16 protein-coding genes are annotated in these 19,609 nt (G+C 69.5%); 7 read left to right on the forward strand and 9 right to left on the reverse strand.

What is annotated here, in order from left to right; genetic code table 11:
• Nucleotides 1–9 precede the first annotated feature (9 nt).
• Nucleotides 10–246 (reverse strand): RNA-binding protein, encoded by a 237-nt coding sequence (locus ACLHIH_RS07045; RefSeq protein ID WP_411315991.1) that lies wholly within the window; start codon nt 244–246, stop codon nt 10–12.
• A gap of 3 nt (nt 247–249) precedes the next feature.
• The gene (gene rpsP, locus ACLHIH_RS07050; RefSeq protein WP_411315992.1) at nt 250–711 is read right to left on the reverse strand and encodes a 30S ribosomal protein S16; all 462 of its coding nucleotides are present in this window, start codon (nt 709–711) and stop codon (nt 250–252) included.
• Nucleotides 712–965: 254 nt separating this feature from the next.
• Between rpsP and ACLHIH_RS07055 the strand changes: the two genes are divergently transcribed.
• Nucleotides 966–2,096, forward strand: coding sequence for a glutamate--cysteine ligase (locus tag ACLHIH_RS07055; protein ID WP_411315993.1), 1,131 nt, complete (start codon nt 966–968; stop codon nt 2,094–2,096).
• Nucleotides 2,097–2,231: 135 nt separating this feature from the next.
• Here the strand turns inward: ACLHIH_RS07055 and ACLHIH_RS07060 are convergent, their stop codons facing one another.
• The 3 genes from ACLHIH_RS07060 to ACLHIH_RS07070 all read right to left on the reverse strand — a co-directional run bounded on the left by ACLHIH_RS07060 (nt 2,232) and on the right by ACLHIH_RS07070 (nt 5,152).
• Nucleotides 2,232–3,029: an LLM class F420-dependent oxidoreductase gene (locus tag ACLHIH_RS07060; protein WP_411315994.1), complete on the reverse strand. Its 798-nt coding sequence runs from the start codon at nt 3,027–3,029 to the stop codon at nt 2,232–2,234.
• Nucleotides 3,030–3,089: 60 nt separating this feature from the next.
• On the reverse strand, nt 3,090–4,670 hold the full coding sequence (ffh, locus tag ACLHIH_RS07065) for a signal recognition particle protein (RefSeq protein WP_411315995.1): 1,581 nt from the start codon (nt 4,668–4,670) through the stop codon (nt 3,090–3,092).
• 65 nt (nt 4,671–4,735) lie between these two features.
• On the reverse strand, nt 4,736–5,152 hold the full coding sequence (locus ACLHIH_RS07070; RefSeq protein WP_411315996.1) for a GNAT family acetyltransferase: 417 nt from the start codon (nt 5,150–5,152) through the stop codon (nt 4,736–4,738).
• 136 nt (nt 5,153–5,288) lie between these two features.
• Between ACLHIH_RS07070 and ACLHIH_RS07075 the strand changes: the two genes are divergently transcribed.
• From ACLHIH_RS07075 to ACLHIH_RS07085, 3 genes are all read left to right on the forward strand, one after another.
• Entirely contained in the window at nt 5,289–6,404 is a 1,116-nt protein-coding gene (locus ACLHIH_RS07075; protein ID WP_411315997.1) for a glycoside hydrolase family 6 protein, read from the forward strand.
• 87 nt (nt 6,405–6,491) lie between these two features.
• Nucleotides 6,492–7,403, forward strand: coding sequence for an LLM class flavin-dependent oxidoreductase (locus ACLHIH_RS07080; protein ID WP_411315998.1), 912 nt, complete (start codon nt 6,492–6,494; stop codon nt 7,401–7,403).
• Nucleotides 7,400–7,909 (forward strand): gamma carbonic anhydrase family protein, encoded by a 510-nt coding sequence (locus tag ACLHIH_RS07085; RefSeq protein WP_411315999.1) that lies wholly within the window; start codon nt 7,400–7,402, stop codon nt 7,907–7,909. Before ACLHIH_RS07080 ends, ACLHIH_RS07085 begins: the two co-directional genes overlap by 4 nt.
• Before the next feature lie 31 nt (nt 7,910–7,940).
• Here the strand turns inward: ACLHIH_RS07085 and ACLHIH_RS07090 are convergent, their stop codons facing one another.
• Nucleotides 7,941–8,252, reverse strand: coding sequence for a hypothetical protein (locus ACLHIH_RS07090; protein WP_411316000.1), 312 nt, complete (start codon nt 8,250–8,252; stop codon nt 7,941–7,943).
• The gene (ftsY, locus tag ACLHIH_RS07095; protein ID WP_411316001.1) at nt 8,252–9,130 is read right to left on the reverse strand and encodes a signal recognition particle-docking protein FtsY; all 879 of its coding nucleotides are present in this window, start codon (nt 9,128–9,130) and stop codon (nt 8,252–8,254) included. Before ftsY ends, ACLHIH_RS07090 begins: the two co-directional genes overlap by 1 nt.
• A gap of 54 nt (nt 9,131–9,184) precedes the next feature.
• Here ftsY and ACLHIH_RS07100 point away from each other — a divergent pair, with 54 nt between their 5' ends.
• Nucleotides 9,185–9,751: a histidine phosphatase family protein gene (locus ACLHIH_RS07100; RefSeq protein ID WP_411316002.1), complete on the forward strand. Its 567-nt coding sequence runs from the start codon at nt 9,185–9,187 to the stop codon at nt 9,749–9,751.
• Between the two features lie 37 nt (nt 9,752–9,788).
• On the opposite strand, the gene ACLHIH_RS07105 is transcribed toward ACLHIH_RS07100, so the two are convergent.
• Nucleotides 9,789–12,701, reverse strand: a complete 2,913-nt coding sequence (locus tag ACLHIH_RS07105; RefSeq protein WP_411316003.1) for a M14 family zinc carboxypeptidase — start codon at nt 12,699–12,701, stop codon at nt 9,789–9,791.
• A gap of 269 nt (nt 12,702–12,970) precedes the next feature.
• Between ACLHIH_RS07105 and ACLHIH_RS07110 the strand changes: the two genes are divergently transcribed.
• Both ACLHIH_RS07110 and ACLHIH_RS07115 read left to right on the forward strand, forming a co-directional pair.
• Nucleotides 12,971–13,960, forward strand: coding sequence for a TIGR03885 family FMN-dependent LLM class oxidoreductase (locus tag ACLHIH_RS07110; RefSeq protein WP_411316004.1), 990 nt, complete (start codon nt 12,971–12,973; stop codon nt 13,958–13,960).
• Nucleotides 13,957–15,624, forward strand: coding sequence for an alpha-amylase family protein (locus ACLHIH_RS07115; protein WP_411316005.1), 1,668 nt, complete (start codon nt 13,957–13,959; stop codon nt 15,622–15,624). The genes ACLHIH_RS07110 and ACLHIH_RS07115 overlap by 4 nt, the downstream gene beginning before the upstream one ends.
• Nucleotides 15,625–15,806: 182 nt before the next feature.
• Here ACLHIH_RS07115 and smc read toward each other — a convergent pair whose 3' ends face one another.
• Nucleotides 15,807–19,415, reverse strand: a complete 3,609-nt coding sequence (smc, locus tag ACLHIH_RS07120) for a chromosome segregation protein SMC (protein ID WP_411316006.1) — start codon at nt 19,413–19,415, stop codon at nt 15,807–15,809.
• Nucleotides 19,416–19,609 lie beyond the last annotated feature (194 nt).

The following is a 19,609-nucleotide window of genomic DNA, read 5'->3' on the forward strand; positions in this document are numbered from 1 at the left end:
GGCGCTGGACTAGAAATCGGTGTCCACCACGTCGACACGCACTCGCTTGCCGTCGGCGATAGCCGAGACGAGGGTGCGCAGCGCTTTCGCCGTGCGACCGGCGCGACCGATCACGCGACCGAGGTCCTCGGGATGCACGCGCACCTCGAGCACATCTCCGCGGGGGGAATTCTTCTCGACCACGCGCACCTCGTCAGGGTGATCGACGATCCCCTTGACGAGGTGCTCGAGTGCGCCAGCGAGCACTGACTACGCCTTGTCGGCGTCGCCGGTGGGAGCGTCGACCGACTCGGTCTCCGCTTCGGCCTCGGCGGGTGCAGCGGGTGCCTCATCGGCCTGGGGCGCGGGCGCGGGCGCCTCAGCCTTGGGCTTGAGCACGGCCTTCTTCTTCTCGTCGGCCTGGAAACCGACCTTGGGCTCCTTGACCTTGACGGTGCTCTCCGAGGCGCTCTTGTCGCCCTTGAAGATGCCCCAGTCGCCCGTGAGCTTGAGAAGCGCGGCGACCTGCTCGGTCGGCTGAGCGCCGACGCCGAGCCAGTACTGCGCGCGGTCGGAGTCCACCTGGATGACCGAAGGCTCTTCGGTCGGGTGGTACTTGCCGATCTCTTCGATGACACGGCCGTCGCGCTTGGTGCGCGAATCGGCGACGACGATGCGGTAGTAAGGAGCGCGGATCTTTCCCATGCGCTTCAAACGGATTTTTACAGCCACAATTCTCCTGAATCGATTTGAGTGATCGAACTGATGGCGTGAGCGTGGGGGCACACTCGACACGAGCTCTGAGGGAATCCATTCGCCGCCTGATTAGAGGGTCGGGCGGGCGAGGACTCGACTGACCATTCTGTCAGAAAAACGACGACACCGCCGAACACGATCGTCGGGCGACGCGCAAACCGCCGCGCGACTGTCAGGATGAGGGCACCGCTCGCGACCGATCGGTCGCAGTCACGACGGAGGGCACGCTGGTGCAGATCGAATTCGCGAGGTCCGACCGCTCCACTCTCGGCATCGAGTGGGAGCTCGCCCTCGTCGACCACGCAAGCGGCGAACTCGCCCCCGCGGCGCCCGAGATCCTCGCTGCCGTGGAACCGGATGACGGCACCGCGAACCCGCACATCACCGCCGAGCTGCTCACCAACACGGTCGAGATCGTCACGGGCGTTCATCGCACGGTGGGGTCCGGCGTCGCCGACCTCGCGCGCAGCCTCGACACCGTCCGCACCATCGCGGAGCCGATGGGCGTCGACGTCATGTGCGCGGGCACCCACCCGTTCAGCCAGTGGTTCGCGCAGCAGGTGACCGACAAGGAGCGCTACGCGACCCTCATCGACCGCACGCAGTGGTGGGGCCGCCAGCTCATGATCTGGGGCGTGCACGTGCACGTGGGTGTCGAAGACCGCGAAAAAGTGCTTCCGATCATCAACGGGCTGCTCGCGTACATCCCCCACTTTCAAGCGCTCTCCGCCTCGAGCCCCTACTGGACGGGCGAATCGACGGGCTACGCGTCGAGTCGCGCGATGCTCTTCCAGCAGCTGCCGACCGCGGGTCTCCCCCCGCAGTTCCAGGCGTGGGCGAACTACGAGGCCATGGTCGACGACATGACGCACGTGGGGGTCATCGACCACTACAACGAGCTGCGGTGGGACATCCGCCCGTCGGCGCGCTGGGGAACGATCGAGATGCGCGTGTGCGACGGCATGGCGACCCTCGAGGAGGTCGGCGCGATCGTCGCGCTCACACAGTGCCTCGTCGAGGAGTTCTCGACGACTCTCGACGACGGACACGAGATCCCGACGATGCCTCCGTGGTTCGTTCGCGAGAACAAGTGGCGTGCGGCGCGGTACGGCCTCGACGCGATCATCATCCGCAACGCGTCCGGCGACGAAGCGCTCGTGACCGACGACATCCGCGCCATGCTCCCCCGCCTCGAGCCGATCGCCGAGAGGCTCGGGTGTCTCGAGGAGCTGCGCTGTGTCGAACGCATCCTCGACCGGGGCGCGAGCTACCAGCGCCAGCTCGCCGTCGCCGAGAGCAGTGGCGGCAGCCTCAAGGCCGTGGTCGCCTCGCTCGTGCGCGAGCTGCGCGACGGCCTCTGACGCGCGCCGCGAATCCCGCGCAGCCCCGCCCGGCTCCAACCCGAGCAGCCCCGCCGAGCCCCGCCGATGTACGCAGTTTCCGCGAGCGTGCGCCGGATCCGGCGTACGCTCGCGGAAACTGCGTACAGGGGGGTGCTAGGCGTTCTTCGCGTCGCGCCAGGCGAGCCAGTCGTGCACGGGAGCCAGATCGTAGTCGGGGCCCGAGAGACCGATCGTGAAGAGCGTCGTGCCGCGATCGTGCAGTTCGTCGGCCGTCTCGACGGTGCGCCCCTTGAGCTCGTTCGAGATCTCGATGTCGCGGATGTCGCGGCCCACCTCGGAGCACCACGAACCGAGCACGCCGAGCTTGTGCTCGAGCGCCGGCACGTCGGCGAAGCTGTGCCAGATGTCGGCGTGCGTCGCGACGATCTTGAGGGTCTTCTTCTCTCCCCCGCCGCCGATGAGCACGGGGATGTCGCGGGTCGGTGCGGGGTTGAGCCTGGCCCAGCGCTCCTCGATCACGGGAAGCCCCGCAGCGAGGGCATCGAGTCGCTGGCCCGCCGTGCCGAACTCGTAGCCGTACTCCTCGTAGTCGCGCTCGAACCAGCCCGACCCCGTGCCGAAGATGAAGCGGCCCGTGCCGCCCTTCGCGCTGATGTGGTCGATCGTGCGGGCCATGTCGGCCTGGAGGTTGGCGTTGCGGTAGCTGTTGCAGTTGACGAGCGCCCCGAGCTCGACGCGGCTCGTCTGCTCGGCGAGCGCCGCGAGCATCGTCCACGACTCGAAGTGCAGGCCGTCGGGTTCGCCGAAGAGGGGAAAGAAGTGGTCCCAGTTGAAGAGGATGTCGACGCCCGCGTCTTCGAGGGCGGCCGCGGTGTCGCGGATCTTCTCGTATGACGCGTGTTGGGGCGCGATCTGCACGCCGATGCGGACGGGACGCTGAGCTGAAGTCATTCCCGCATACTAGGCGCGCGACCCGCAGGGCAGGTCAGCGCCCGAAGTCAGCGCCGAAGATCAGCGCCCGAGGAACTTCTGCAGCGAGGCGAGCTCCTCTTCGGTCGGGCCGCCCGACGACCCCGTGCCGCCGCCGAGCCCGAACCCGGTGCCCGCGGGGGCTCCCGACGGCTTGGTCCCCGCCGCGAGTGCGGCGTTCTCGGCCGCACGCTTGGCCGGGTTGCCCGACTTCGAGCCCTTCTTCTTGGGCTGGCTCTTGCCGCGGCCACCGCCGAACCCCGCTCCCGGGATGGGGCCCATCCCCGGCACCTGCGGCACTCCGCCCTTGGCGACGGTCTTCATCATCTTGGCCGCCTGGTCGAATCGCTGCACGAGGGCGTTGACCTCGGTCACGGTCGTTCCCGACCCTCGCGCGATGCGCACGCGACGCGACCCGTTGAGGAGCTTCGGCTGGCGTCGCTCCTGCAGGGTCATCGATTGGATGATCGCCTCGGTGCGGGTGATCTCCGACTCGTCGAAGTTGTCGAGCTGCTCGCGCATGCCTTTGGCTCCGGGGAGCATGCCGAGCATGTTCTTGAGCGAACCCATGTTCTTGAGCTGCTGCATCTGCGCGAGGAAGTCTTCGAGGGTGAAGGTCGCCGTCGCGAGCTTCTCGGCGACCTTGCGCGTCTCTTCTTCGTCGAAGTTCTGCTGCGCCTGCTCGATGAGCGTGAGGATGTCACCGAGGTCGAGGATGCGACTCGCCATGCGGTCGGGATAGAACGGCTCGAAGTCGTCGAGCCCCTCTCCCGTCGACGCGAAGATGATGGGGCGACCCGTGACGGAGGCGACGCTCAGGGCCGCTCCTCCGCGCGCGTCGCCGTCGAGCTTCGAGAGCACGACCCCGGTGAAGTCCACGCCGTCTTGGAACGCCTTGGCCGTGGCGACGGCGTCTTGACCGATCATGGCGTCGATGACGAAGAAGACTTCGTCGGGGTCGACGGCCTTGCGGATGTCTGCGGCCTGCTTCATGAGGTCGGCGTCGACTCCGAGGCGCCCGGCCGTGTCGACGATGACGACGTCGTACTGCTTATCTCGCGCGTACTTGACGGCGTCTTTCGCGACGCGCACGGGGTTGCCGACTCCGTTGCCCGGCTCCGGTGCGAACACGTGGGCGCCAGCCTGTTCGCCGACGACCTGGAGCTGGGTCACGGCGTTGGGGCGCTGGAGGTCGGCCGCGACGAGCATCGGGGTGTGGCCGTCTTTCGCGAGGAACTTGGCGAGCTTGCCCGCGAGCGTGGTCTTTCCGGCCCCCTGGAGGCCCGCGAGCATGATGATCGTCGGGGCCGTCTTCGCGAACCGGATGCGGCGCTGCTCGCCGCCGTCGAGGTCACCGCCGAGGATCGTGACGAGCTCGTCGTTGACGATCTGGACGACCTGCTGGGCCGGGTTGAGCGCTTTCGAGACCTCGTCTCCGAGGGCGCGCTCGCGCACGCGCGCCGTGAAGTCTTTGACGACCGTGAGGGCGACGTCGGCGTCGAGCAGAGCGCGACGGATCTCGCGCACGGTTCCGTCGACATCCGCGGGGCTCAGTTTTCCTTTGCCGCGGAGGTTCTTGAAGGTATCGGCGAGGCGATCTGTGAGGTTTCCGAAGGTGGCCATGGTGAGTCGAGTTTAACCCCGTCGCGGTGCGACGGTCACCCGGTGCCGGGAGCCCTCGACCGGGGTCACTCCTCGATGAGGCGGCGCCCCAGGCTCACGGAATCGTCGGGGCTGTAGCCGATCGCCTCGTAGAACCCGACGGCGTCGGGGTTGTCGGCGCGCACGAGGAGGTTGAGCTTGGGGCATCCGAGAGCCGTGAGCCGTCGCTCGAGCTCGGCCATCATGCGGCGTCCGAATCCCGAACCGCGGTGGGCGGGCGACACGGCGAAGTAGTAGACCCAGCCGCGGTGCCCGTCGTATCCCCCCATCGCCGTGGCCACGACCGCACCGTTGTGCGATCCGACGAGAAACAGCTCGGGTCTCTCGGCGACGCTCCGCTCGATGTCGCGGTAGGGGTCGTTCCACGGGCGGGTGAGGTCGGTCTCGCGCCAGAGGGCCACGACGGCCTCGGTGTCGTCGGTGCGGTAGCTGCGGATGATCACGGCTCCCACGTTATCGGCGCCGCACCCCCAGAGCGGGTCAAACCCCGTCTTCACGGCTCACGCCGTGCGATCCTGCTGAGACCGGTCGCGCCACGGGGGTGGCGCGCGACCCGGTTCTTCGGGGGAGGGACTCGCGATGCGCGTGACGGCACTGCGCGGAAAGGCCATTCGATCCGCCGTCGTTCTCGCGGTCGCGACCGCTCTCGCGGCGACGCTCGGGGCGACGGCGGCTACTCCGCCCGCCACCGCGAGCGGGGGAAACCCGCTCGCGCCGTCGATCCTGACGCCCCCGGCCGCGACCGTCGTCGGAGAGGGAACAGCCGTGTCGTTCGTCGGACCCGTGTCACCGCTCGACATGAAGACCCCGTCGGAGATATTCCCTGGCGGCCCGATGCGCCAGACCGACTCGAGCGCGGTGAGAGCGAAGGAGCGCTTCCTCGCCGCGGGCGACGCCGCGTCTGCGGAGCTCATCGCGCAGATCAGCGACCGGCCGACCGCGATCTGGCTCGGCGAGTGGTACCGGGGCGCGGTCCTCACCTCGCGGATCACGCGACACGTCGCGACGGCGGCGGCCCAGGGAACGACGCCCGTCTTCGTGACCTACGCCATCACCAATCGCGATTGCGGCAACTACTCGGCGGGGGGTCTCACCCCCACCGAGTATCTGCAGTGGAACCGCGACGTCGCCGACGCGTTGCGGGGTTCGGGAGCGGTGGTCATCGTCGAACCGGATGCTCTCGCGATGCTGTCGGGCGACCGGTGCCCCGGCGAGGCGCCACGCCGCATCCCCCTCGTGAAGCACGCGGTGGAGATCCTCGGGGCCGCGGGACTCTCGGTCTACCTCGATGCCGGCAATTCGAACTGGGTGCCGCCGACGGAGATGGCCGCGCTCCTCGTCGACGCGGGGGTGCACGACGCGCGCGGTTTCGCGACGAACGTCTCGAACTTCAAGACCACGGCAGACGAGACCCGCTACGCCGACACGGTGTCGCAGCTGCTCGGAGGCAAGCGCTACGTGATCGACATCTCGCGCAACGGCACCGGATGGCGCGGAACCTGGTGCAACCCCGCGGGCGCGGCTATCGGCGCCGCGCCGTCCGTCGCGTCCGGGGTCTCCGCTCTCGACGCCCTCCTGTGGATCAAGCACCCGGGTCAGAGCGACGGAACGTGCAACGGGGGCCCGCCCGCCGGCGAGTGGTGGGACGACTACGCCCTCGCGCTCGTGCGCAATCAGCCGCACGCCCGCGGCTAACGCCAGCCCGATCGGCTCCGAGCCCGATCGGCCCCGACCCCGACCAGCACCGCCCCCGAACACCGATGAGCGGCATAGGCTCGACGCATGCGTTTCGGCATCGTCGTCCTCCCCCAGGAGCCGTGGGCGGTCGCCCGGCGTCACTGGGCAGCCACCGAAGAACTCGGGTTCGACCACGCGTGGACCTACGACCACTTGTCGTGGCGCTCGCTCGCGAGTGAGCCGTGGGGCGCGACCATCCCGACGCTCACGGCCGCCGCGACCGTGACGTCGACGATCGGTCTCGGCACGTTCGTGTCGTCGCCGAACTTCCGTCACCCCGTGCCGTTCGCGAAGGAGATCGCTACCCTCGACGACATCGCGGGGGGCCGCGTCATCCTCGGCGTCGGCTCGGGCGGAACGGGCTTCGACGCGACGGTGCTCGGGCAGCCCGAGCTCTCGGCGCGAAAGAGGCACGAGCGGTTCGCGGAGTTCGTCGAGCACCTCGACGTTCTGCTGCGGCATGAGCCCACCGCGTGGGCGGAGGGCATCACGCTCACCGGTGAGTGGTTCGAGGCGCACGGCGCGCGCATGGTCGGCACACCCGCTCAACTGCCGCGCGTGCCGTTCGTGCTCGCAGCCAACGGGCCGAAGGGGCTCCGTGTGGTCGCCCAACACGGCAGCGGGTGGGTCACGACGGGGCCGGAGGGGGCGACGGGACAGGACTGGTGGAACGCCGTCGCCGCGCTCGCGGAGAGACTCGACACCGCGGCATCCGCGACCGGGCGCGATCCCGCGGCGATCGATCGCTACCTCTCGCTCGACAGCGGAGGGTCGTTCGCCCTCGAGAGTGTCGCGGCGTTCGAAGACGCGACGGCGCGCGCGGCCTCCCTCGGCTTCACGGATGTCGTCGTGCACTGGCCGCGGCGCGACGGCGTGTACGCGGGGTCGGTCGACGTTCTCGAGGCGGTCGCGGCGAGACTCCCGACCCTCCGCGCACTGACGGCGCCGGCCCGATGACCGCACTCCCCTTCGACGGGCACTCCCCCGACCTCGATGCGACGGCGTGGATCGCACCGACCGCGACTCTCGTCGGTCGGGTCGCTCTCGGCGCCGACTCGAGCGTGTTCTACGGTGCCGTCGTGCGCGCCGACGTCGACACGATCACGATCGGCCGGAGAAGCAACATCCAGGACAACTGCGTCGTGCACTGCGACGGCGGGTCTCCCGCGGTCATCGGAGACGGCGTGAGCGTCGGGCACGGCGCCGTCGTGCACGGGTGCACGATCGAAGACGACTGCCTCATCGGCATGAACTCGACGGTGCTGAGCGGTGCCGTCATCGGCGCGGGGTCACTCGTGGCGGCGGGAGCCGTCGTGCTCGAGGGCACGGTGGTTCCGCCCGGGTCTCTCGTCGCGGGGGTGCCCGCGAGGGTGCGGCGCGAATTGACCGCCGAGGAGCGGGCGCACATCGCCGACAACGCGACGCGCTACGTGAGCATCGCCCGGCGGCACGCCGCGAGCTGACGTCGGCAAATGCTCTCGCGACCCTCCGGTCTCAGCCCGCGAGGAGCGTGAGCAACGCGATCGACGCGAGGAACAGGCACGGCACCATCACGAGGAGCGTCGTGATGCCGACGACGCGCGTGCGGGCGAGGCACACGGCCCACACGGCCGCGATCGTTCCGAGGCCCGTCGAGAGGATCGCGAACGGCGAGAGGGTCGCACCGGCGGTCGAATAGCCGATGCTCGCGAGAAAGAAGATGATCACGAAGAACAGCGGCGCGAGGATCGCGAAGGTGACGGCCGCGAGTGACACCGTGCGCGTGAGCGCGGTCTGCGGACTCGGGTCCCGGCGCGCGACGGGCATCAGCCGACGAGGTGGGAGACGAAGACGTGCGGCGTGAATCCGGTGAGGTCGCCGATGCGCTCCCCCTGGCCGACGAGCTTGATGGGGATGCCGGTCTTCTCCTGCACGGCGAGCACGAAACCGCCCTTGGCCGAGCCGTCGAGCTTCGTGATGACGAGGCCTGTGACCCCCGCGTGCTGGATGAAGGCTTCGGCTTGGGCGAGACCGTTCTGGCCCGTCGTCGCATCGAGCACGAGCAGCACCTCGGCGATCTCGGTCTGCTTCTCGACCACGCGCTTGATCTTGCCGAGCTCGTCCATGAGCCCGCTCTTGGTCTGCAGGCGGCCCGCGGTGTCGATGATGACGATCTCGATGCCCTCGCGCATCGCGCGATCGACGGTCTGGTAGGCGACGGATGCGGGGTCCTGGCCCTGCTGCTGCGGACGCTGGATCGCGGCACCCCCGCGCTCGGCCCACGTCGCGAGCTGCTCGACGGCCGCCGCGCGGAAGGTGTCGGCCGCGCCCACGATGACCGTGCGCCCGTAATTGACGAGGAACTTCGAGAACTTGCCGATCGTCGTCGTCTTGCCGACGCCGTTGACGCCGACGACGAGCACGACGGCGGGGCGTGCGCTGAGGTGGAGCGTCGGGTCGAGTCGCGCGAGGCGCTCCTCGAGGGTCTCGCGCAGCATCCGCTTGAGGTCGACGGGGTCGGTCGTGGTGAAGCGTTTGACCTGGGCGCGCAAGTGCTCGATGACCTCTTCGGTGATCGCGGGGCCGAAGTCGGCGGTGATGAGGGCGTCTTCGAGGTCGTCCCACGTGGTCTCGTCGATCGTCGGCTTCTGGAACATGCCGCGAAGGGCTCCGCCGAGGGACCACGGTGTCGAACGCTCTGCCATGCCCCCAGCTTAAGCGGGCGCGGCCGACCGGGCCGCCTGCCCTAGGCTCGACGGGTGAAAATCGCGCTAACGAGACACGGCCAGACCGAGTGGAACCGAACCGGACGCCTGCAGGGTGTGAGCGACATCCCCCTCAACGACACCGGGCGAGCTCAAGCGGTGGCGTCTGCCGAGCGTTTCGACGGGGGCGAGTGGGTGGCCGTGGTCTCGTCACCGCTTTCCCGTGCTGCTGAGACGGCCCGCATCATCGCGGCGGGGGCGGGGCTCGACTACCGCGGCAGCTACCCCGACCTCGTCGAGCGCGACTACGGAGACGCCGAGGGGATGACGCTCGCCGACGCCGCTGTCGCGTGGCCCGACCTCGACTATCCGCGGCTCGAACCGCGGGAGTCGGTCGCCGCACGCGGGCTCGCCGCGATCGAGGCGATCGCCGCGGATGTCGCAGCCGAGCCCGGCGCCGGCGATGCGATCGTCGTGGCGCACGGCACACTCATCCGCGAGGTTCTGCGCAGGCTCTCGGGGGCGGAGGTGCCGCCGATCCTCAACGCCGCCTCGAGCGTCATCGAGCGCACGGAGACCGGCTGGCACGTCGTCTCGATCAACGACGGGCCGCCCGCCTGAGCGGACGGCCCGTCGCCGAGCTGATCGAAGAGCGGGGTCAGCCCTCCGTGACCTCGACTCCGCCGGTGTTGCGGCGACCGCGGCGACGCGCCACCGCCATCGCCGCGAAGCCCGCGGCGAGGAGCAACGCCGCGAGGGTGGCGAGCCCCGCGAGTCCCGCCTCGTCGACCCCGGTGACGGCCAGGGGGCCGCTCGCGTCGCCCGCCGAATCGGATGCGGGGCCACTCTCATCGTCGACCGATCCGACGCCGCCGTCGACCGGCGGCGCCTCGGGGCTCGGGTCGCCGGGTGCGGGGTCGCCGGGTGCCGGCACTCCCGGGCTCGGCTCGGGCTCCGGCTCGGGCTCCACGACGACGGGCGCGGCGACTGCGGCTCCCTCGGGCCCCGCCCACAGGAGCGCCTCGGCGACGTCGCTGAACGCGCCGACGGGGTGCGTGCGGTAGGTCGGCGTGGTGCCGAACAGGAAGGTGCGCGATCCGCTCGGGGCGATCGACGAGACGGCCGCCGCTTGGCCCGCAGACGACGCGCGCGACTGGCCGACCGAGTCGGACCAGTGGCCCGAGACGAAGGGATCGGACTCCGCGTAGCTCTGCTCCACCGTCACGTCGGCACCGAGAGTCGTGAACCACGTCGCGGGCGACACGAACGCCGTGTCTTGCGCGAAGGTCGACAGCAGCGCGTCGTCGGGCGTCTCGATGTTCACGATGCCGTTCGATCCGCTCGTGCCGTTGACCGTCGTCGCCGCGAGCAGCGAGAAGGTGTTGGCGAAGGTCGCTCCCGCGCCCGCTCGGCCGACGACACCCTTGCCCGCGGCGAGGTAGTCGTTCACCGCCGCGATCCCGGCCCCCTGTGTCGCGGGGTCGAAAACGAGCGATCCCCCGACGAAGAGCACATCGATCTGCGAGAGGTCGGTGGCCCCCGAGGTGATCGACGCCGCGCTCACGAGAACGGGTGAGCGGAACCCGAGCTTCTCGAGCGTCACCCTCTCGTCTTGCGCACCCGAGGCGGGGCCCGAGTAGCCGACCGTGAGCGACGCGAGCCCGACGTTCTCCTCGGAGTCGAGCCTCGAACCGTCGCCCACCGTGAAGGTCACGCCGTACTCGGCGACGACGTTCGCCGCCGAGGCGCGTGATGCGTCGTCGGGGCCGATCATGACGGTTCCGTCGTCGAACTGAGACACGGGGATGCCGTCGAAGAGCATCTCGTTGACCGCCTGGAACTCGGCGACACCGCGCAGCTCGAGTTCGAGGTACTCGCCGGCTGCGGGCAGTGTCGCGTCGACGGGGGTGTCGACGATCGGGGTGGAGGTGACCGCGATGGCGGGGTCGGTCGTCGAGCCGAGGGCCGCGACATCCGCCCCCCACAGCAGCGAGAGACTCCACGCCGAGATGTCGTACATGTCGGGCACGCGGTCGGAGATGTCGGTCCCGTCGGCGAGCAACACGTTCGCGAGGCCTCGGAGGGGCTGGTGCATGTCGACGAAGTACGACCCGGATGCGTAGGTCACCCCGTCGACGGTGAGGTCGGCGGTCGTGCGCTGCACTTCGATGTCGTTGACGAGCAACTGGTCGACGAGGGTCGAGGCGTCGGTGTCCGAGCGCTGGCCCTCACCCATCGGGATCACGTAGGCGCGCGGGAACTCGGCGCGGTAGACGTCGGTCTCGTCCCAGATCTCGGCCCACTGGTTGGGCTCGGGCACTGAAGCGGGGTCGACGTCGGCGGGGATCGTCTGGAGCGGCTCTCCGGCGTCTCCGCGGCGGAAGATCTCGATCTGGTTCTCGAGGAGCGCGTCGCCGTTCTCGACGACGTACTGCACGGTCGAGTCGATGACGACCTCGCCCACGGCCGTGTTCACGACGCCGCGGCGGGTGCCCTCGGGGACGTTGTCGTTCACGCGACCGAGCGGAAGCTCGACGGTGTTGGTGATCGCACCCTGGAAGGCCACGTACTGCGGGGCGAAGATCGGCGGCCAGTCGTCCCAGCCCGCGCGGATGTCGCGGTAGGGGATCCGGATCTGACCGGTGTTCGTCGTCGTCACCGAGCCGTCGGCGGCGAGGTAGGTGTTGCCCTCGATGTCGGCGGCGGCGACGGCGGCTTCGATGTCGAGCGCGGCGTCGTAGGCGTACGGCAGGAACAGGTCGTACTCGTAGTTCTCGCCGTGGGGCGGGCCGCACGGTTCGACCTGCAGCACGTTGGTGTAGCCGTGGATGTCGATGAAGTTGGTCGGCTGGAGGATGCTCGCGAGGTCGCGGATGATCGCCGACTCGGCCGTCGCGCCCGTGATCATGTCGCGGTTGGGGTCGAACCCCGCGGCCACGGCCCGCTGCCCGAGTGCGCGACCGTCGGGGTTCGTCGAGAGGGTGAAGTAGATGCGGTGCCCGGCAAGCAGCTCGGCCGTCTCGGTCGAGTCGTCGCTCAGCAGGTCGTCGATGTAGTTGAGGCTCGAGTCGGTGCCCTCCCACTCGTTGCCGTGGATGTTGCTGTTGAACCACAGCGGCACCTTGTAGCCCGCGGCGAGTTCGGCGTCATCGGCCGCAGCGGCCGCATCGTTCTTGACCTCGTCGCGCCAGGCATCCTGCTGAGCGGTCTGCTCGGCGGTCTCGGGCGCCGTGATCGTCACGAGGTGGATGTCGCGACCGAGGCCCGACTTGCCCACGACCTGCGCCGAGATGAGGTCGCTCTCGGCCATCCACTCGGTGAGCTGCGGGGCGATCTCGTCGTAGGGGGTGAGGCCTCGCGAGAGCGAGGCATCGGTGGGCAGGTCGGGCGTGATCTCGAGCGCCGGTTGGAACGGGTAGCTCTCGGGCATGTCGATGTAACTCGAGGTGGCCCGGACGATCGGCGTCGCCGAGGTGTTCGGGTCCGCCTGGGCGGCGAGCGGGCTGATGGTGACCGCGGCAACGGCGACGGCAATGCCACCGGTTGCTGCGACGACACGGGTGAACGTCATTCGTTCCTTCTCTGTTCGTGATCGTGACGTGCAGGACGAGGCGCGCATGTCGCTCGCGCGATCACGGAAGACGGGGTTGTGCCCGCGAGTGCGGTCGGAGGACCACACGATGCTCAGGTGCCTGAGCCGACGCTATGCGCGCGGTGTTAACCGGATGTATCCGCGGCGTATCTCCCGAGTTTCCGAGTCGGGCTCACCACCGCCGTCCGTCGAGCGACCGACTTCACGTCGGCCGGGCGCGGAACGCCGAAGTTGCCTAGGGTCGGGGGATGACTGTCATCGGCTTCCACTCGTCCCACGAGCAGCTGCACCCCTCCGACCTGCTCCGCGCCGTGCAGCGCGCCGAAGAGGTGGGGTTCACCGCCGCGATGTGCTCGGACCATTTCGCGCCGTGGAGCGAGCGGCAGGGGCACTCGGCATTCGCGTGGGCGTGGCTCGGTGCCGCGATGCAGAGCACGACCCTCCCCTTCGGGGTCGTCAACGCCCCGGGCCAGCGCTACCACCCCGCGATCATCGCGCAAGCCATGTCGACGCTCGCGACGATGTACCCCGGACGATTCTGGGCCGCCCTCGGGTCGGGCGAAGCGATGAACGAGCACATCACGGGCGACGGCTGGCCCCGCAAAGACATCCGCAACGCGCGGTTGCTCGAGAGCGTCGAGGTCATCCGCGGCATGCTCGAAGGCAGAGAGATGAGCGTCGACGGGCACGTCGTCGTCGATCGCGCCCGGCTGTGGACCCGCGCCGAGCACCCACCCGCCATCATCGGCGCCGCCGTGAGCGCCGAGACGGCGGGCTGGGTCGCCGGGTGGGCAGACGGCCTTGCCACGATCGCGCAACCCGCCGAGGCCCTCCGCCGCGTGATCGGCAGCTATCGCGACGCGGGCGGCACCGGTCCCGTGGCGGTTCAAGTGCACCTGAGCTACGCGAAGACCGACGACGAGGCCCTCGCGATCGCCCACGACCAGTGGCGCACGAACGTGTTCTCGCCCCCCATCCCCTGGGATCTCGAGACACCCGAGGCGTTCGACGAGGCGTCGAAGCACGTGACACCCGAGCACATGCGCGACTCGGTGGTCGTGTCATCCGACCCGTCCGTCCACATCGCCCAGATCGAGGAATACATCGCACTCGGCGCGGACGAGATCTACCTGCACCACGTCGGACCGACGCAAGACGAGTTTCTCGACGTCTTCGGCGATCGAGTGCTGCCCGCGCTCTCGCCGACGACGAAAGCACCGATCGGATTCGACGCGTGAAGATCACCGACACGGGCGACCTGTGGTGGAAGACCGCCGTCGTCTACTGCCTCGACGTCGAGACCTTCATGGATGCGAACGGCGACGGCATCGGCGACTTCGCCGGACTCGCCCAGAGACTCGACTACCTCGCCGAGCTCGGGGTCACGTGCCTGTGGCTCATGCCGTTCTATCCGACCCCCGACCGCGACGACGGCTACGACATCACCGACTTCTACGCCGTCGACTCCCGCCTCGGGAGCCTCGGCGACCTCGTCGAGGTCATCCGCACGGCGAACGATCGCGGCATGAGGGTCATCGCCGACCTCGTGATCAATCACACGTCCGACCGGCATCCGTGGTTCAAGTCCGCTCTCGGCGACCGGGATTCGCCGTATCGCGACTTCTACGTGTGGCGCGACGAACCGCCGGCCGACGACGGCGAACCCGTCTTCCCCGATCAGGAAGACAGCAACTGGGAGCTCGACCCGAAAACAGGCCAGTACTACCAGCACGTCTTCTACAAGCACCAGCCCGACCTCAACATCACGAACCCGGTCGTGCGTGACGAGATCGCCCGCATCATGGGGTTCTGGCTGCAGCTCGGACTCTCGGGGTTCCGGGTCGACGCTGTGCCGTTCCTCCTCGAGACCGAGCCCGTCGAGGGTGGCCCCGACCTGCTGCCCGACCCCCACGCCTACCTCGCGTCGCTGCGCGCCTTCCTCGGCCGGAGGACGGGCGACGGCGTTCTGCTCGGCGAAGTCAACCTCGAGCGCGACGACCAGGCGATCTTCTTCGGCGACGGTCACGGCGACGAACTCACGATGCAGTTCGACTTCATCTCGATGCAGAAGCTCTACCTCACGCTCGCCCGCAACGACCCGGCGACGCTCGTCGAGGCTCTCGAATCCCGCACGGGAGGCGGAGCCGACTCCCAGTGGGCCAACTTCGTGCGCAACCACGACGAACTCACCCTCGACAAGCTCAACGACGCGGAGCGCGAGGAGGTTTTCGCGGCCTTCGGCCCCGAAGAGAGGATGCAGGTGTTCGGGCGCGGACTCGTGCGGCGACTGCCGCCCATGCTCGAGGGCGACCCCCGCCGCATCCGCATGGTCTACAGCCTCCTCTTCTCGCTGCCCGGCACTCCCGTCCTGTTCTACGGCGAGGAGATCGGCATGGGCGAGAATCTCGACCTCGAGGGCCGCATGGCCGTGCGCACCCCGATGCAGTGGAACTCCGGAGAGAGCGGCGGCTTCTCGTCGGCGCCGCGGCGCAAACTGCGCAACCCCGTGGTCGACGGCGCCTACGGACCCCGGCACGTGAACGTCGCGAGCCAGCGTCGCGACCCCGACTCGCTCTTGAGCTTCATGCGCGAGCTCGTGCGGCACTATCGCAACTCGCCCGAGTTCGGATGGGGCGACTTCGCGGTCGTCGCGCACGACACCCCCGCGGTGCTCGTGCACTCGCTCACGTGGGGCGAGGGCCGCGTGGTCGTCGCCCACAACTTCGCGGCCGACGCCGTCGACCTCACGGTCGCGCTCGACGTGGGAGAGGGCAGGAGGGTCGTCGACATGATGTCGGGAGCGGATGTCTCGGCCACCGCCGACGGCATCACCCTCGACCTCGACGGCTACGGCTACCGCTGGCTGCGCATCGTCGCGGACCACGACACCGCGCAGTTCTGAGGAGCGGAGCGCTGTGTCGCCCGCCGCGCGGCCCGCGACACCCAGCTCACGCCGCGCGGAATCGCGGGAGTCTCTGCTGAACCCGCAGCGCCCGCAGGAGTTTCGGGGCTCGCGGCACCCGAAACTCCTGCAGCACCGCGAACGCGCAGCTGACCGCTGACCGCTGACCCCGCAGCCTCCGCTCAGCTCGCCTCGCGGTCGTCGGCGCGGTCCCGCGCGACGCGCTGACCGACGACGGCGCTGATGCCGTCGGCGCGCATCGAGACGCCGTAGAGCGCGTCGGCGATCTCCATCGTGCGCTTCTGGTGCGTGATGACGATGAGCTGGGAGGTCTCGCGCAGGTCTTCGAAGATCGTGAGGAGCCTGCCGAGGTTGGCGTCGTCGAGCGCCGCCTCCACCTCGTCCATGATGTAGAACGGGCTCGGCCTCGCCTTGAAGATCGCGATGAGGAGGGCGACGGCCGCGAGGGATCGCTCACCACCGCTCAAGAGCGAGAGCCGCTCGATCTTCTTGCCCGCGGGTTTCACCGACACCTCGATTCCCGTGGCGAGCAGGTCGTCGGGGTCGGTGAGGTGGATGCTGCCCGTGCCCCCGGGGAACAGGATCGGGAAGACGCGATCGAACGCCTCCCTCGTGTCGTCGAAGGCGGCACGGAAGATGTTCTGCATCTTGTCGTCGATCTCCTCGATGATCGTGAGGAGGTCGGCGCGCGTCTTCGTGAGGTCGGTGAGCTGCTCGGTGAGGAACTTGTGCCGCTGCTCGAGGGCCTCGAACTCCTCGAGGGCGAGAGGGTTCACACGGCCCAGCTGTGCGAGGGTGCGCTCCGCCCGCGCGAGGCGTTTCTCCTGGTCGGCGCGCACGTAGGGCACGCCGTCGACGCGACCCTCGGCGGCCTCGGCGCCCTCAGCGGTCTCGGCGCCCTCAGCGGTCTCAGCACTCTCGGTCGCCGAGTCGTCGGGCACGAGCGTCTCGGGTCCATATTCGGCGACGAGCACGTCTTCGACGAGCCCGAGCTCGTTGCCCGCGCGTTCGAGCAGCGCCGAGAGGTGCAGTTTGCTCTCGTAGAGCTGCATCTCGAGCCCGTGCACGTTCTCGCTGATGCCGTGCAGTCGTTCACGCAACGACGCCTCTTCGACACGCAGCGCCGCGAGCTCGGTGTTCTGCTCCGCTCGCTCGGCCTCCCGCGCCGCGAGTTCCACGCGCGCCATCGACACCGAGCGGTCGATGGCGTCGAGCACGGTCGGGAGCGCGTCGAGCACGCGCTGGGCGGAGTCCACGCGCCGACGACGGATGACCGCCCGCCGCGCCGCCTCCTCCGCTTGAGCCTGCTCGGCTCGGCGACGCTTCTCGAGCGCGGCCGCCCTCTCGGCTTCGACGCGCGCGCGCTCCCTCGCGGTCTCGAACTGCAGTCGCGCTTCGACCTCGCGCTCGCGCGCCGACTCGAGTTCGTCGAGCAGGGCGTCCCGCGCGGCGACGTCGAGGATCGGGCGCGCGCGGGATGTCACCTCGTCGAGGGAGTGCTTCGCGCGAGTGACGGCCTCCTCGGCATCCCCGACCGAGGCGGTCGCGAGGGCGAGGGCACGCTCGAGACGCTCCGCCTCCCCCGTCGTGGCCTCGACCTGCACGCGCGTCCTGTTGAGTTTCTCGGTCTGCGCCGCGAGCCTGGCATCGAAGTCACGCAGTTCGGCGAGGGCCGCCGCGCTCGCGGTCTTCGCCGTCTGCGCGAGGGCGCGCTGCTCGGCGAGCGCGAATCGGGCCCGCTCGATGTGGGCGGTGACCTCGGTGAGACGGGCGGTCGCGGCGTCGCGATCGGCCACGAGTTCGAGTTTCGAGCGCGTCGCGCCCGAGCCCCCACGAACGACGAACCGGCTCAGCACGTCGCCCGCCCGGGTGATGACCGTCGTGCTCGATGCGACGTCGGGCGCCGTCCGCTCGATCGAGTCCCACGCGGCCCTCGCCACGGCGAGATCGGCGGCGATGAGCGTGTGGGCGAGCAGGCCGAGGACTCCCACGGGTGCGGTCGCGACATCCGACGCCCACACCGCGCCGTCGGGCAGCGCGACGTCGATCGAGCGCTCGTGATCGGTGCCGGGGTCGGCGAGCACGAGCTCGACCCGGCCGAGATCGCCGTCGCTCGCGAAGGCGAGAGCGTCGAGCGCCGAATCGCGATCGTCGGCGAGCACCGCGTCGGCGAGAGTGCCGAGCGCCGCGGCGATCGCCGCCTCGAAACCGGGCTCGACGGTCACGTGTTCGGCGAGGAGGCCCGTGACACCGGGCCGCGCGCTCGCGACGAGGGCGCTCGAGCCGTCTTTCTGGTCGAGGGCACTCGAGAGGGCCGCGACGCGCGCCGACAGGGCGTCGCGCTCGCGCTCGTGACCGTGGAGCGCGTCGCGCAGCCTGTCGATCTCCGCCTCCGCCGCGGTGACGGCGGACTGCGCGCTCTCGTAGGCCGAATCGAGGTCGGTCTCGCCGACGTCGATGAGCGCGGCATCCGCTTCGAGCTGGGTGAAAGCGGCGATCGCGGCGTCTCTGCGGACGGCAGCAGCGTCGAGGGCGTTCTGCTGCCGCAACACCTCGCCCCGCACCGCCGCGAGGCGGGACGCCGCGGTCTCCACGTGCCCCGTCAATTTCGAGACCTCGAGATCGTGCTTCGACACGAGGTCGCTCTGCGCGGCGATGTGCTCGTCGAGGCCGTCGAGAGATTCGCGCGCGAGGGCCGTGACAGCGCGAGCCTCCTGCCACGCGGCATCCGCGTCGCCGATGAGCTCGGCGAGCCTCGCGGCCTCGTCGCGCGCGTCGGCGACGGCCGCCCCCGACACCCCGACATCGGGGTCGACGAGCTCGGCCTGCTGCGACAGGAGCGCGAGCTTCTGGTTGGCGAGAGTGTAGAGACTGCGCAACCGCGCCTGCTCGGTCTCGAGGCCGAACGCGGTGCGTCTCGCGAGGTCGACGGCGTCGCCCACCTGGCGTTCCTCGATGCGCTGCTGGCGCAGTCTCGCCTGATCGAGCTGCTCTTGCACGACGATGCGCTCGGTCTTGCGCTCGCTCTCGCCTCGGCTCTGCGCCGTGATCGCCGCGCGCACCGTGACGACGTCGTCGGCGAGGATGCGGGCGCGGGCGTCGCGCACGACGCTCGCGATCGATTGCGCCTCGCGCGCGATCTCGGCTTGCTTGCCGAGAGGCTTGAGCTGGCGACGGATCTCGCCCGCGAGGTCGCTGAGCCTCGTGAGGTTGACCTGCATCGCGTCGAGCTTGCGGATGGTCTTCTCTTTGCGGCGACGGTGCTTGAGGATGCCCGCGGCCTCCTCGATGAACCCCCGGCGCTCTTCGGGCGTCGCACGCAACACCGCGTCGAGCTGCCCCTGGCCGACGATGACGTGCATCTCGCGGCCGAGCCCCGAGTCGCTCAAGAGCTCTTGCACGTCGAGCAACCGGCAGCCCTGCCCGTTTATCGCGTATTCGCTTCCGCCGTTGCGGAAGAGTGTGCGACTGATGGTGACCTCGGTGAACTCGATCGGCAGCGCGCCGTCGGTGTTGTCGATCGTGAGGATGACCTCGGCGCGGCCGAGCGGGCCCTTCGTCGCCGTGCCCGCGAAGATGACGTCCTCCATCTTGCCGCCGCGCAGGGTCTTGGCGCCCTGCTCGCCCATGACCCACGCGAGCGCGTCGACGACGTTCGACTTGCCCGAACCGTTCGGACCGACGACACACGTGACACCCGTCTCGAACGCGAACGTCGTCGGTTGGGCGAACGACTTGAACCCCTTGAGGGTCAAGCTCTTCAGGTACACGGATGCCTCTCGACTCGCCTCGGCTCGGGCGGCGTCGACGGCCCGATGGTCGGATCTACGGTACCGGAGCGTCGGATCGACCTCCGCTAGCGTCGCGGCGACCCGCCGCGATATCCTGATCGGCTGTCGGAGCGGGCGGTACGGGCGGCAGTGGCACGCGCAGCACGACCCGCGGCGCAGCATCCGCAGCACAC

Source organism: Marisediminicola sp. LYQ134 (genome assembly GCF_046599635.1).
GTDB lineage: Bacteria > Actinomycetota > Actinomycetes > Actinomycetales > Microbacteriaceae > Marisediminicola.